Below are 14,543 nucleotides of genomic sequence, written 5' to 3' on the forward strand. Positions count from 1 at the left end.
TAAACAATTCCGCTTAAAAAGGACCATAAACTATGCAAAAACAACCATTATCGTACGATGTCGTTTCTCAACCTATTTTGCTTCCTTCGGCGTTCCCTGTAGAACTTCTCGAGAATTATATTCAAAGCGATGCCAATATTACGTACCTGCATTATCACAATTGCTTGGAACTAGGCTATTGTTGGGAAGGCTCTGGCGTATTTTTCGTAGAGGAAAAAATACTGCCCTATTCCAAAGGGGATGTGAGCATTATTTTTCCAGGTCAGCTCCATCTTGCCCAGAGTGTCAAAGGTCAAGTAAGCGGCTGGCATTTTATCTTCATAGACCTGAAAGTTCTTCTTGGCACAGTTGCTCCACCCTCGTGGGAAGGGGCTGCGCCCGTAGGATATTCGCGATTAGCGAACATCGTCCGCCCGGAAGAGTCTCCAGGCATCGCGATATTGACGGAATATCTCATACAAGAACTGAGCCGAAAGCAATCGGGCTATGAAACTGCCGCCAAGGGATGCGCCTTGTCTCTTGCGTCCCTCATTACGAGAGCCATTAGTCAGGCAGCCGACCGTGCCCCTGAAATCGAAACGGTCGACCGTACTTCTATAAACAAAATCTCCAAGTCGCTGCACTATATCTCGCAGCATTACATGGAGACGATTCACACCCAGGAATTGGCAGCGATCTGCAACCTTAGCGTCACCCATTTCCGTCGCACGTTTCGTACGTGTATGGGCGCAGCTCCGCTTGATTACTTGATCAATATGCGCATGCAGATGGCCTCTGCCTTGCTGTGCCATACCGATGGCAGCATCCTCTCTATTTCCGAAAAAGTGGGATATTCCACCTTATCTAGCTTTAACCGACATTTCAAGATATGGATGGGCGCCGCCCCCTCTAAGTGGCGAGCGATGCATCGCTAAATAAGATATCTTTCCGCAGGTGCCAAGACCCCGCCACGCTCATGATCCATTCCTTGGTAGCTGGAAGGCAACTTCGGGTCTCCTCCCATGTATTCAGGGAACTTCGGATAAGGAAAGACTGGCCTTTGAAAGCTAATGCCATTCGGAGCAAAGCTATCCTTGAACGCTGTTGCGATTATTTTCTCAGGAGCTTTTCCATTCTCAACCCAAGCAACGAGCGCGTTTAAGATATCATGCTCGCTATCCCTCTGCTTACTTGGAACAGAGCTGAGACCTAGATCGTTTAACCCCGGACCTCCTCCACAATGTCCCATGCCGGGGATAAGGAAAAACCGAAAAAAATCTTGCGTTTCGGCGAGTCCCCCTTGAGCTTCAATCACACGTTCATAATAATGAAGCGCATCTTGATAAGGAACGAGCGGATCAGATAATCCTGTATACATCATTATTTTCCCACCGAGTGCTTTCATCGCGCTTACATCCGGATTATTGGCATTTAGAAGTGGAGCCAAACTTTCATTTAATACATCCAAATCATGATCAAAATCGAATGTCATGTAATCAAAGTCAGCGCCGAACACCCATCGAAACATATACAACAGGGACATTGGCAACCTCTCGGGATCTTGTTGAAGATCCAGTCCTCCCGAACAGTTCTCGCTTCCGTAGGGAAGTGGCGTATAAATCTGCTCTCCGGTTCTTGGATTGGTTGGCCCCTCATAAATCAGCTTCAATGCTGATAACTGTGCACTCGTGAGCCCCTCGTCGTTAGCGAGTTCGCTAGAATTCGCAATCATCTCCGGATCACAATCGCATTTCCTTGGATCGGTCAAAAAGTTATCCGTAGGAGCACCACCATCTTTCCCCCGGCGTTGCTCGATTACCGCATTGCTTATGGCATCTATTTCAACTTTGGTGAAAACGGAATGGCCGGGAAGCCCATTCATCGCTTTATAATTCCACAAGAAGCCCGTATGCAGATGCGTACGATTGTTAGCTGGAGCCCCTGCAAGAATGCCGTTGTAATCATCCGGATACCGCTGTGCTTCCATCAAGGCCTGTTGGCCACCAGTCGAACAACCCATGAAGTAAGCATACCTAGCTGGCCTTTGGTAGTACACATGGATGATTTCCTTCGCTGCCACCGTCATCTCGTGTGTTGCGCGATATCCGAAATCCGCCCAGCGTTCCGGTTGACCAATGGCTGAATCGACATGAGGAGAAGTACCCAAATCTGTGTTAGCCGTTGCATACCCTCGTCGTAATCCGAAAGCTAAGCCGCCATGAGCAACAGCACCAGCACTTCCTCCATTGCCCGTGCCAAGAAATCTGCCATTCCAGTTCTCTAGAGGCAACCAAACTTCTACCTGGATATTCGAAATGGATGTTGGTTTCAATTGCATAACAACACGGCAAAAGGGGGGAAGATCGGTTATGATTCCACCGTCTGAGAGCGTGAATTTTCCCTCTTGTACCCTTTGAACACATGTAATTGTGCACCCTTCGATGTTCGCATCCCTGAATCTTTCTTCCATCATAGACTCAGCCCTCCTTTACACTCATAAAGATTCGAGCTACTGTGCGGTATAACCTCCGTCAATAACGATGGCTTGGCCAGTTATTCCCTTTGCATGCTCGCCAGCAAGAAACAAGGCGTATTCCGCTATTTCGTCCATCTCCAGCAGACGACGTTGCGGAATTAGCGGCAAGATAATCTCATCTAAGGCTGACTGCGGCGACTTTTTGTGGAGAGCCGCTACATCATTTAATTGCTCCCTTACCAGGAGCGTATCTACATAGCCAGGGCAGAGCGCATTGACCGTAATTCCGTGCACAGCCGTCTCTAAAGCAACTGCTTTCGTTAATCCGATTACGCCATGTTTGGCGCTGTTATAGGCCGCTTTGCCAGCAAAGCCTACCAATCCGTTAATCGATGAAATGTTAATGATTCTTCCGAACTGTTGTCTTTTCATAATAGGAACAACAAGCTTCGTCGTGATGAAGGGAGCTGTAAGCATAATTTTAATCATAAGTTCGAATGTATTCGTCGGAAAATCTTCAATCGGAGAAACAACTTGCATCCCCGCATTGTTGATCAGAATGTCCAGTCTTCCCCATTTCGTCTCGATATGGCGAATCGTTGCAGTGATCTCTTCTTCTGACGTAACATCCAGTTTTATGCCATGGACATCCAGCCCTAGTAACTGTAGCTGCTCCGCAGATCTCTCAACGGCGCTGCTATCCTTATCCGTTAAAATAACAGTACAGCCATACTCAGCAAATCGTTTCCCGATTTGGAAGCCAATTCCCCTCGCAGAACCTGTAATCAATACAATACGATTTCCCATCATTAATTTCACCCCGATTAATAAGCGTTCAAGATAAGGTTTTCCACAATACGAAGCGGCGGTTCTGTCATGGCTTGGATATCGTCGGATGTGTATCCTTGTGCAACTTCCATCAGCAGGAGTCCCTGTTCCGTTACATCGATGACCGCACGATCTGTAATAATCCGATTCACAACCCCTTTACCGGTCAAAGGTAAACTGCAGTGTCGCAAGATCTTTGGCTGGCCTGCCTTATTCACGTGATCCATTATGACAACGACACGTCTTGCACCATGAACAAGGTCCATAGCGCCGCCCATTCCTTTGATCATCTTGCCGGGAATCATCCAATTAGCGAGATCTCCGAATTCCGACACTTCCATCCCGCCAAGAATGGCGAGATCGATATGTCCGCCTCTAATCATGGCAAATGACTCAGCACTATCGAAATAAGCGGATCCTGGAACGTCAGTTATCGTTTCTTTACCAGCATTAATTAGATCCGGGTCGATTTGGTCTTGTTTCGGATAAGGACCTATCCCAAGCAGCCCGTTCTCCGATTGGAGCATAACTTGTTTACTGCTTGGGATAAAATTGGCTACCAATGTGGGAATACCGATGCCAAGATTGACATAGAATCCGTTTACAATTTCTTTTTCTGCGCGGATGGCAATTCTTTCACGAACGGACCATTCTGTCATCGTCTTCCTCCCCTCACTACTTATTCGTTACAGCTCATGGCTGATCGTCATTTTCTCAATTCTTTTCTGCTGCTGCCCAACAATAAGTGTTTGCACGTAAATACCCGGCGTATGGATATGTAAGGGATCAAGCTGCCCAGGCTCGACCAATTGCTCCGTCTCCACGATCGTTTTGCGTCCTGCCGCAGCCATTAGCGGGTTAAAATTCCTTGCTGTTTTGTTATAGGTTAGATTCCCCTTCTTATCTGCAACCGCCGCGCGAATTAGGCTGAAATCCGCTGCTAGTGCTTCCTCCAACACATAGGCCTTTCCGCCGAACATGCGTGTTTCTCGATGTTCCGCAAGCAAAGTTCCGACGCCAGCAGGGGTATAGAAGGCAGGGATCCCAGCGCCTCCTGCTCTTATTTTCTCCGCCAATGTCCCTTGAGGCAGAAGCTCAACTTCAATTTCCCCCGTGATGAGTTGGCGTTCGAACTCTTTATTCTCTCCGACATAAGAAGCAATCACTTTCTTAATCTGCTTATTGCGCAGCAACAGACCCAGTCCCCAGTCATCGACACCACAGTTGTTGGAAATGACAGTTAAATCCCGCTTACCGCTTTTGGCAAGTGCCACGATCAAATTCTCAGGAATGCCAACAAGTCCAAACCCGCCAACCATGAGCGTGGAACCGTCTTTAATTTCTGCAACCGCTTCATCAAACGATGTTAATATGCTTTTCATTTCAACGTTTCCTCCTACTCATGCAAACAGCGCTCCACGATAACGGAAATGCCCTGTCCACCGCCAATACATAGCGTAGCTAGCCCGAACTTAGCTTCTCTGCGCATCATCTCATAGAGAAGCGTTACCATAATTCTTGCACCGCTAGCGCCAATCGGATGTCCCAATGCAATCGATCCGCCGTTCACATTAAGTTGATGATCCTCCAAATCGAAATGCTTCGCAAAGACAAGTGATTGCGCAGCGAATGCCTCATTCGCTTCAATTACCTCCATATCTTTTATCGTCAATCCGGCTTTTCTCAAGGCTAGCTCAGTGGCTGGAATGGGGCCGATTCCCATATAGGCTGGGTCAACGCCTACCACTGAGCTTGAACGAATGATAGCCATTGGTCGAATCCCCATAGACAGAGCTTTGTCATGGCTCATCAGAACACATGCAGCTGCTCCATCGTTAATGCCCGAAGAATTGCCAGCTGTAACCATTCCATCCTTGCTAAATACTGGACGAAGCAGCGATAACGCTTCCATATTCGTGTCAGGTCGCAAGTACTCATCGTGATCTGCACGTATCGCACTCCCTTTTCGCCCAGGAACGTGCACAGGTACAATTTCCTCCTGGAACCTTCCCTCGGCTGCGGCTGCCGCCGCTTTTCTTTGACTGCCCATAGCGTACATGTCCAGCTCTTCTCGAACCAAACCGTATCGACTGCACAGATTTTCCGCCGTTATTCCCATATGATAGTCGTTTTGGGCGCACCATAGGCCATCCTTTAGCAATCCATCAACAAGCACCTGGTCACCCATGCCGAAACCGGTCCTCGCCCCCTTGAGTAAGTAAGGAGTTTGACTCATATTCTCCATGCCACCAGCTACGACGATATCGTTCTCCCCACTCCGGATGGAGAGATAAGCCATTTGAATCGCCTTAAGCCCAGAACCGCATACCTGATTGATGGTTGTTGCGGGTATTTCTGTGGACAATCCTGCCAGAAGAGAAGCCTGTCTTGCTGGATTCTGACCTATTCCCGCTTGCAGGACATTGCCCATCAATGTTTCTTGCACCAGACGATTATCGATATTGGCACGTTGGATTGCTGCCTGTATGGCAGTTGCTCCAAGCTGAACTGCTGATGTATCTTTGAAAATGCCATTCCATTTTCCAATTGGTGTTCGGGCTGCGCTTACGATTGCAACCTCCGTTTCATGCATATGAATCTCATCTCCCCCGTTGGCTGCAAGTACTCTTCCATTCATAAATGGAACGCTTACATAAAAGTGTACCGCAGTCCTATTTATGTGTAAAATGAAAATAACGAATATAATTAATTCAGTTTTGGAATAAATTAACGAGGGAGATCCGATATGGATTTGCAACATTTAAGTTATTTCACAGAAGTCGTCCGGCAGGAAAGTTTTTCAAAGGCCGCTCAAACTTTGCACATCTCACAGCCTACTCTAAGCAAAATTATTAAGCATCTTGAAGATGAGCTAGGCGTTACCTTGCTCAACCGTTCAACCAGGCATGTTCAATTGACTGCTGATGGAGACATTTTTCTCAAATTCTCCCTTCAAACACTAGCTATGGCTGATGATCTTCAAGTATCTCTGAATGATGGGAAACTTCTAAAGAAGGGGAATTTGTCCTTGGGACTTCCTCCAGTCATTGGGGTCAGTTTCTTCCCAGAGATTATTGCGAATTTCCACAACCTTTACCCTGGCGTTCATATTCAGCTCATTGAAGAAGGTGGGAAAATCGTGGAACAATTGTTACGCGAGGCCAAGATCGATTTGGGCGTGGTCGTTCTTCCTGTAGATGAACAACAGTTTGATTTTCTGCCAATTGTCGAACGTCACTTGTCCCTATTGGTGAACTCGAATCACCCCATCGCCACAAAAGAATCGGTTCATTTGTCAGAGCTGCGGAACGAATCATTTATTTTATTCAAGGAAGGCTTCTCTCTCCATGATCGGGTTCGGGAGGCATGCATGCAGGAAGGATTCGAACCTATTATTTCATTTGAAAGCTCACAATGGGATCTAATAAGTGAAATGGTGGGAGCCGGATTAGGCATTGCTCTACTGCCTGATACCGTGGCAGGAAGAACGAATACCCGTACTGTCTCCGTGCTTCCTAAGACCGTTCCCCCCATCAGTTGGGATCTAGCGTTAATATGGAGTAAACACCAATATCTTTCCCATGCTGCCAGAGTGTGGATTGACTTAATGAAAGATGGGTTAACACGACAGACAAATAATCGCACATTATAAATGAAGAGACTAAAAGGCCTCAGTCCATAGTGATTCAGGACCAAGGCCTTCTACTCTTTTATTTTTGTACTATATCAACCGAAAATTCATTTCTTAAAGCTGAAGAACGACCACTGGATTCATCGTTACATTACTTAATGATTCCTTGTACGTTCCCGCATACGCAACTGCGAAGGTATAAGATCCAGGCAACAGTTCCTTACTGACCTCGCCTCCACTCGTATTCCCGATGGTTCGCCAGCTCCCTGCATAATAGGTCACATTTCCTCCGTCTAGCAGATTCCCTTGACTGTCTTTCAGCTGTACCTTTACGTTTACCGTTTGGAAAACAACGACAGCATCGATTGCAGTATTCTGCACTTTCTCTTTATACGTTCCTTCATAAGTCATGCTAAATGTATACGATCCGGCTAATAACTCCTTGCTGACTTCGCCGCCGCTCGTATTTGTCCTCCAGCTTCCAGCATAATAGGTCACTGTGCCAGCATCGATCGGATTCCCTTGGCTGTCCTTTAATTGTGCTTTAATACGAACTGTCTGAAAATTAACAACCGCATCGGTTTCTGTGTTTTGCACCTTCTCCAAGTACGTGCCCTCATAGGTCATAGCAAAGGTGTAAGAACCAGGCAGTAATTCCTTACTAACTATACCACCGCTCGTATTCCCAATAGTCCGCCAGCGTCCTGCATAATAGGTCACTGTGCCACTGTCAATCGGATTCCCTTGGCTGTCCTTTAACTGTGCTTTAACACGAACTGTCTGAAAACTAACAATAGCGTTGGTTCCTGTATTCTGCAACTTCTCCAAGTACGTACCCTCATAGGTCAAAGCAAACGTGTACAGGTTATCAGGTAAAGCTTTGCTAATACTTCCTGAGGCATCGGTGGTACCAAAATCCTTCCAGACTCCGTCATAGTATTGAACTACGCCTCCGATTAACGGACCTCCACTACTGTCTTTTAGCTGAACCTTGACCGTTGATATGGGTACAGTATCTGCACCCAATGCTTTAAATACCGTGATGTGATAGTTTTTATGGTTGATCCCATCTTGTGAGATTACTTCAATCAGAATGTTGTTAACACCACTTGAGAGGGGGATAGGCCCGAAGGGACTATTACTGGATGCCGTTGCTCCATTGATTTTCAATGTTGCTCCGCTCTGCTCAAGGGTAGCTGTTACCTGCACTTCCTGCACATTAGATTCTACATTCGTGCTATAAGCTAGTTCATCTGGATCAAACCCCTCCAGCACAGTACTGCCTATTTGAATGGATCGAAGATCTGCAATTTGGTTCTGTAAATCTCCAACCATAAAGGTTCGAGTCTCCAGGATACCAACTTCTTCTGTCCCCGCCTTTACCATGTAGACGCCCTTGGCCGCCCCGGCTTGTAAGGTATAGACTGTAGTAAAACTCCCATTAGTTTCGCTATTTATTTCATTAATATAAAGCAGGTTTCCCTCTGGATCTGTGATAGATAGGCCGACGGTTTTGCTGCCGCCTGATGATAAACTGCCTGATATACTCACTAGGTGTGTAGCTGGTTCATACACAACATTAACACTCCTAAATCCAGCTGCGAAAGTACTTAGCGGATCACACGCATAAGCCAGCACGATGAAAAAGAATACCATCAGAAATTTCTTCACGAGTTAACACCTCCGATTATCAATATTTCTTTTAATTGGTCTTTATTTTTAAATACGGTGGGTAATAGTCTCTATCTTTGGATGCTGCTTGTGTTGTGACAGAAGTGGATGAACTTTGTATTACGAAAGTAACATAGGGATCCATAGCAGCTGGATTGAGTTGATTGGCTGAAATAATCGAGCTCAAATAACTTGCAATATCCACACTGTTTTCTTTCCAGGCTGTGTCAATAGAAACACTACCCAACAGGGTTCCTGAAGCAGGTTTACTATTCCAGGTTACCCCTGATTCATTCCATGAATCATCAGCCGATCCATATACAGATAACGTAACGGGTCCTGCTGCCCATGTCTGAGCCCTAAACTCCAATGTCGCTGTCGATACATTGCCGACAACCCCTGAAATATCGAACTTCAAATAGGTTATATATTTATTTGCCAATGTCAGCAGATAAGGACTAGAAGCAGAACTGTGATAGTTTGTATTCGGCGAAGTTGAGGATACATAAGCGTTATTGAATGCGGTGATAACACTTGAGCCTCCAACATTAACGCTATTAAAAGTCACATTATACTGTTTAACTGTCACGCCATCTTCCGCCGTCACAATTACAACTGCAGTACCGGGCAGGGATTTAGCCTGAGTTACAATCGCTGTTGCCAGCGGGTCTGTAGCTGCAGCTGCAATCTGTGGTACAGATGCAAATACCGGATGTCCATTCGGTAAATAAGTATACGTATAGGCCGTAGTGCTGCTTGAAAAGCCTGGAATACCCGTACTGCCTGCTTTCAAACTTTTTAATGTGGCGTCAGTTCCTTTGATGTACGTAAGGTTAATTGTGTACACCAAGACAGTAACCCCATCTTCTGCTGTCACTTTAACCGTTGCAGTTCCCGGAACGCCTGTCGGTTGTGTAATCAAAATGGTCGCGTTAGGGTCAGTTGCTACCGCCGAAATTGTTGTCGTAGGATAGCTGGCCAAATCGCTGGCTGTGCGACCTACTGAATAAGATGTAATGCCGCTCGAAAATCCCGTAAGACTAGTATTGTTAATCTTCAAATCTTTTAAGGAAGCAACTGTTCCTAATTGAAGAAGAACTTGCACGGTATACTGCTGTGTAGTTACACCATCTTCTGCTGTTACCGTAATCGTTGACATACCAGGAACGGATGATGGCTGTGAAATCAGCACGGTCGCATTTGGATGATTCGCTGTTGCGGTAATGTTAGGCAGTTGGCTCGTTCCTTGGGTGTAGGTATAGTTAGTTATACTACTTGAAAATCCTGCCAAACCTGTTCCGTTCACTTTCAAATCTTTCAGTGTGTCATCATGGGAAATCACATGAAACTTGATCTGATACTCTTTTGTCGTAACTCCCATTCTATCCGTTACCGTAATAATTGCTGTACCTTCTGCATCATTTGGCTGTATGATAGCAATATTTGCTAACGGCGAATTGGCCTCGGCTGAAATCAATGGAACACCCGATGCTGAATAAGTCGTTGGATCAATCGAATAAGTCAAGATATTCGGAGTAAATCCAGCAAGAGGTATTCCACCAACAGAAATACTTTTCAGTGATGTATCCTGTTCTGGAAAGATAGACGTCTGACGTATCGGATGTTGCAAGCCATCCCACAGGAATACTTTCAAAAAGGAAGGCTCGGTCTCGCCAGGCAAATCAATAGCAACACGCAGCATCTTGGTCTCATTCGGCTGGATAATGACTTTACTATACGCCATATTTTGTTGGGTATCATTTTGAATAAGGGAAACTGCCAGCATAACATCTGCCGCCTCATTGCCACTATTCGTAACATATACGTTCGTAAAAACTGTACTGCCCGGAACCAAGCTATCCACTGTTGTTCCAGCCAGATTGGTAAAACTCAGCATACTTGCCGAGAGTGAAGACATCCCATTTACGGAACTTAACCCGTATATGACTGTTTCAGCTAGCGAGTTCCACCCGCTAATCGTGTTTCCATGACCTAATACCCGTACATATCTTGCTTGAACATCAGGGAAAAACTCATTTTCTATCTGCAATGTAGTACCACTGTTCCGACCGCTGAATACCGTTGTCCATGCGGTTCCATCCGCGGAAACAAGAAGATCATACATTTCCTGTCTTACATCACCTTTGAACCAGGCCGTACCAACGCCATTTACGGTCTGTACCGCTCCTAAATCATACTGGATCCATTGGTTATCCCCTTCCGCAGCCCAATAGGTTGCCAGATTACCATCCAGCGTTGTATGCCCTTCATTGCCTGGTGTTTCACTGATTGTACTCACAGTTGCAATATCGAGTTGTCCTGTGTATAACATAACTTCTGAGATAGCGTTATTACCTATCCACCCATATTGGGATATGTATCCGTGGCCGACAATTCGGACGTACCGAGCCTTCGTGGTGGAAAATTCATTATTCTCTATTGCTGGAGATGTCCCACTGCTCTGTCCACTATAAACGGTTGACCAGTCTGTGCCATTCTCAGATACTTGAATATCATAAATAGCATTCCTCTCATCACCTTTATACCATGCAATTCCCATGCGATTGACAGGCTTAACACTTCCTAAATCATACGTTATCCAAACATTGTCACCTGCCGCTGACCACCTTGTGGTCAAATCACCATCAATGGTATTCTCTCCAGAATAAACCCCATCACTTACAGTAATACCAATAAGTCCATAATTCGCTGTAGGCAGAATGGAGGTTATATTTACAATTTGATACGGTGCATCCCAAGTCGCTTTTCCCCATGTCGTAACAGGTAAGCTGCTAATCGGTATGTACAACTTCCCATTAACGAGTAGAGCCGCTGCGTTCATCGTAGTTGCTACACCATTTACTGTGATCAGATTGCTTCCAGCCGTCAGTTCAACTGTGGTTTCAAGCTTCTTCGCAACCCATGTGCCGGTATTCACATTTCCCTGAACCCTAGCTCCCAGAGCACCAAGCACCTTTTCAACGGGTAGCATGACCATACCGCCAACAATCTGCGCCTGTTCATCATTCGTAAGCTGAGCCCCATCCAATTTCATGACAATCGAACTTACTGCTGTGGGCAGAGGGATATTAGGAACGGATGGAGGTTCGGGCAACGTTCGCACCTCATACCGCGTAATCGTGTATACGCCTGCGCTGCCTGTAAAATATAATTCGCCCTTATCCTGTTCGACCGCGTATTGCGTTGTCGCTGTCACCCCAGCCTTGGTTACGGTCCAATAACCAGGAGCCAAATCCGTCACGAGGTAATACAAATTGCTTTCATTCCCTCCGACGGAGAATGTGGCCGACGTGCTCACTGGTTGGCTTTCTTGGCCAAATAGAACAACTCTATCTGATATTTTGGCTCCTACCAGTTTATCCCCATTCACCTGTTCAACTGCCATAGGTGCTGGCCCGCCAACATCATCCATAACCTGCATAACATTAAGGAACTGATCTGTCGCTGAAACGATATTCGGAGATACTTCCACACGCCACGCACCGGATTCATCACTATTTACAGCAGATTTCTGCGGATTGGGATAATTGATACCGTTTACCGAATACTCATTTCCAGCCCCTCCTACTTTCGTTATCGATACATCACTCGAAGGTAAGAGGGTGGTATTAATCAATTTCCCATTATAGCCGTTGTCGTTCCTCCTCAGCGTTACCGTATTTCCATTGATTTCAGGTTCGGCTTGGCTATGCAACAACCACGTTTTCTTAAAATCGGGGTTCGTCGCTGTCAGTTTGTCATAGACTAGCATGGCTGCCGGGTGCTCATTATTTTTCATGTTCAGAAATACCATAGAACGTTTGTAATCCCCAACTTTAGAGCTATAGGCTTTGGTTAGATCTCCCTGAATATAAGTGAAATCCGGCGTGTTCGCGTCTGGGCCATAGGTATGATTCAATACGGTCGCAGTTTGGTACCCATTAGCCGGGTTCAGAAGATCATCTAAGGTACTCGGTTCAGCTAAGTTACCAGGAAAACGTTGTCCCCCGTCATTGGCTTGCGGTCTTCCGTAGTAGCTAAAAGATTCATTGGGATCGTAGACCAGCATCGAATTACTCGCTATGGTCCTCTTATTGTAGTTTAGGTCATGGCTTGAAGCGTATTCTCCGCCTAGTCCCTGGTATACGCCAGAATCAATCGCCAGTCCACCTTTATAATAAAGCTGAAAACTTCCAGCATCCAAATGTTGGTGGTTGGCAAAATACATATTGCCAATATTCATCTCAGCAACGGCTGCAGTCGTATGATAACCGCCATCCCATCCGGTTCTTGCCACCATAATCCCCATAGGATCTCCAAAATACTTGGATAAAGGCAGTGATGCTTCACTTTCAGCAGACAAATTGGGATCATCAAAAAGAACCATCCAAATATCGTCAATTGTATAATTTGAAGTACCATACTGATAAGACTTTAAAAATTCATTCCTGAGAATAGGGTCTTTATAGTAATTGGAAGTCAGGAATTGTGCCATGATATCCCCGGTCCAATAAACACCTTGGCCAAATGAATTCGTAAGAAAAGTGTCACCGTTTCTAAGCAGCTGGCCATCTGGCCGACGGGTATAAATATCCTGATAGGGTAATTTGGCTTGCTCAGGGTTGAACACATTCCCTTTCCCCATCCTGTCAAACAACCAAGTTGCAAACATATCCCACTGAAAACGGTACATGCCGTAGGAATCTCCTTGATTCTGCCATCCCGATGCATACATATAATTACGCGCATCGACATATTGCTCAAAAAATCTGCCTGCGGCAATCTCATAAATGTTCTTGTTTTCGTCATATGCAGCAACACCGAATGCTAGCAAATCACGTAGCAGCTGCGCTTCCGAGCCATGGCCTACAACTGCCCCCTGCTTTGTTGGAGGATACCCAATCTCCATATTAGAAGCAATTCTTATCATATTCATCCGAAAGCTCAGTCTTTGCTCATCTGTCATGAGGTTATAACACCAATCATACACAATAGCACCCGTCGTAATCAGCTGGCCCATTTTCCTAGTTGAGTCCCCGACTAGAGGAATGACGGCTGTATTAAAGAAATTGTACATAACACTGACGGCTTTTTGCCCTGCGGCTGCGTCTCCATTTATCAAATATAACAGCGCATTGGCTTCAATAACCTTTCGTATATTATCGTCATAATTCATTACCACGCTACCCGTGGGAGGGTTAAGACTACCTGTCACATTCTGCTTGCTGCTGTTGATGACATTAGCCCAAACCACCTGCAGCTCTCCCTTGGTCAAATTCTCCCTGATTTGGGGCAAATCACTACTACGGACGAACAAACGAGGATGTCCGGTGGGAGGTGTGATCTCGGGCAGCGTGTACGGATTAGGATAGTTTGACTCCGATGCAGCTTCTGGATCTATCCCAAGACCCGAGGGAATATAGGAAGCATTACTGGTCAGAACAAAACGATCTAGCCCCATTCCCGGCTCCCGATACTTCAATTTCATATCATGTACGCCTTGTGCCAAGGATATCGCGCTTAATTTAACCCATTGCCAATCAGCAGAAACGCTTGGCATCGAAATCGTAGCGTAAGATCCAGCATTATCAAAAGCAAGAAACAAGGAATCAGCCCCGCCATGTGGCGCATAGATTCTCGCCCATACCTGATACATATCTGATTTACTGATATTTATGGCATATTTGGCTTCAGGTGTTGCAGTTGCGTTAAAAGGGCCATCAGCTTTAACATTTGATGTAGGCACCATGACATAACTGCCAGAAGCATCTGGCTTATTCGCATAAATCTGCATTGGAGCAGCAATTACGCCATCTTCCGCTTCAAAAATCGTTTCCGCTGTAAATTGAACCGTTGCTTGGACCTGCATCGGGACAATCCCACTGATTAAAAATAGGACTAGAACAATAACAAATACATTTACAGGAATTTTTGCATAATTACTATTCAAACTATCCA

At 45.7% G+C, this 14,543-nt stretch carries 9 protein-coding genes; 2 read left to right on the top strand and 7 right to left on the bottom strand.

Annotated elements, in window-relative coordinates:
- The first annotated feature begins 32 nt into the window (after positions 1-32).
- Complete coding sequence (locus AC58PV_RS13030; protein WP_497432662.1) at positions 33-914, top strand: helix-turn-helix domain-containing protein; 882 nt, start codon at positions 33-35, stop codon at positions 912-914.
- Here AC58PV_RS13030 and AC58PV_RS13035 read toward each other — a convergent pair.
- From AC58PV_RS13035 to AC58PV_RS13055, 5 genes are read right to left on the bottom strand one after another with little or no spacing between them, the layout of a single operon-like run.
- Complete coding sequence (locus AC58PV_RS13035) at positions 911-2,452, bottom strand: tannase/feruloyl esterase family alpha/beta hydrolase (protein WP_497432663.1); 1,542 nt, start codon at positions 2,450-2,452, stop codon at positions 911-913. The genes AC58PV_RS13030 and AC58PV_RS13035 overlap by 4 nt on opposite strands.
- A gap of 36 nt (positions 2,453-2,488) precedes the next feature.
- A complete protein-coding gene (locus tag AC58PV_RS13040; protein WP_497432664.1) occupies positions 2,489-3,265 on the bottom strand; it encodes a 3-hydroxybutyrate dehydrogenase in 777 nt (258 codons plus the stop codon).
- A gap of 14 nt (positions 3,266-3,279) precedes the next feature.
- Entirely contained in the window at positions 3,280-3,942 is a 663-nt protein-coding gene (locus AC58PV_RS13045) for a 3-oxoacid CoA-transferase subunit B (RefSeq protein ID WP_497432665.1), read from the bottom strand.
- A 27-nt stretch (positions 3,943-3,969) separates the two neighbouring features.
- Positions 3,970-4,665, bottom strand: coding sequence for a CoA transferase subunit A (locus tag AC58PV_RS13050; RefSeq protein ID WP_497432666.1), 696 nt, complete (start codon positions 4,663-4,665; stop codon positions 3,970-3,972).
- Between the two features lie 14 nt (positions 4,666-4,679).
- Positions 4,680-5,876 carry an acetyl-CoA C-acetyltransferase gene (locus tag AC58PV_RS13055; protein WP_497432805.1) on the bottom strand — a complete coding sequence of 399 codons (1,197 nt, stop codon included), beginning with the start codon at positions 5,874-5,876 and terminating at the stop codon, positions 4,680-4,682.
- Between the two features lie 153 nt (positions 5,877-6,029).
- Between AC58PV_RS13055 and AC58PV_RS13060 the strand changes: the two genes are divergently transcribed.
- Positions 6,030-6,935 (top strand): LysR family transcriptional regulator, encoded by a 906-nt coding sequence (locus tag AC58PV_RS13060; protein ID WP_497432667.1) that lies wholly within the window; start codon positions 6,030-6,032, stop codon positions 6,933-6,935.
- Between the two features lie 93 nt (positions 6,936-7,028).
- Here the strand turns inward: AC58PV_RS13060 and AC58PV_RS13065 are convergent, their stop codons facing one another.
- Together AC58PV_RS13065 and hepB are read right to left on the bottom strand one after the other, a co-directional pair.
- The gene (locus tag AC58PV_RS13065) at positions 7,029-8,585 is read right to left on the bottom strand and encodes a cadherin-like beta sandwich domain-containing protein (protein ID WP_497432668.1); all 1,557 of its coding nucleotides are present in this window, start codon (positions 8,583-8,585) and stop codon (positions 7,029-7,031) included.
- Between the two features lie 31 nt (positions 8,586-8,616).
- Positions 8,617-14,535 carry a heparin/heparin-sulfate lyase HepB gene (gene hepB / locus AC58PV_RS13070; protein ID WP_497432669.1) on the bottom strand — a complete coding sequence of 1,973 codons (5,919 nt, stop codon included), beginning with the start codon at positions 14,533-14,535 and terminating at the stop codon, positions 8,617-8,619.
- Positions 14,536-14,543: the final 8 nt, after the last annotated feature.

It is taken from the genome of Paenibacillus sp. J22FR83, from assembly GCF_059691955.1.

Excerpts from the sequence above, each read along its gene's own strand:
- AC58PV_RS13030 (WP_497432662.1), top strand. The coding sequence starts at position 33 with ATGCAAAAACAACCATTATCGTACGATGTCGTTTCTCAACCTATTTTG.
- AC58PV_RS13055 (WP_497432805.1), bottom strand. The coding sequence starts at position 5,876 with ATGCATGAAACGGAGGTTGCAATCGTAAGCGCAGCCCGAACACCAATT.
- AC58PV_RS13035 (WP_497432663.1), bottom strand. The coding sequence starts at position 2,452 with ATGATGGAAGAAAGATTCAGGGATGCGAACATCGAAGGGTGCACAATT.
- AC58PV_RS13040 (WP_497432664.1), bottom strand. The coding sequence starts at position 3,265 with ATGATGGGAAATCGTATTGTATTGATTACAGGTTCTGCGAGGGGAATT.
- AC58PV_RS13045 (WP_497432665.1), bottom strand. The coding sequence starts at position 3,942 with ATGACAGAATGGTCCGTTCGTGAAAGAATTGCCATCCGCGCAGAAAAA.
- AC58PV_RS13060 (WP_497432667.1), top strand. The coding sequence starts at position 6,030 with ATGGATTTGCAACATTTAAGTTATTTCACAGAAGTCGTCCGGCAGGAA.
- AC58PV_RS13050 (WP_497432666.1), bottom strand. The coding sequence starts at position 4,665 with ATGAAAAGCATATTAACATCGTTTGATGAAGCGGTTGCAGAAATTAAA.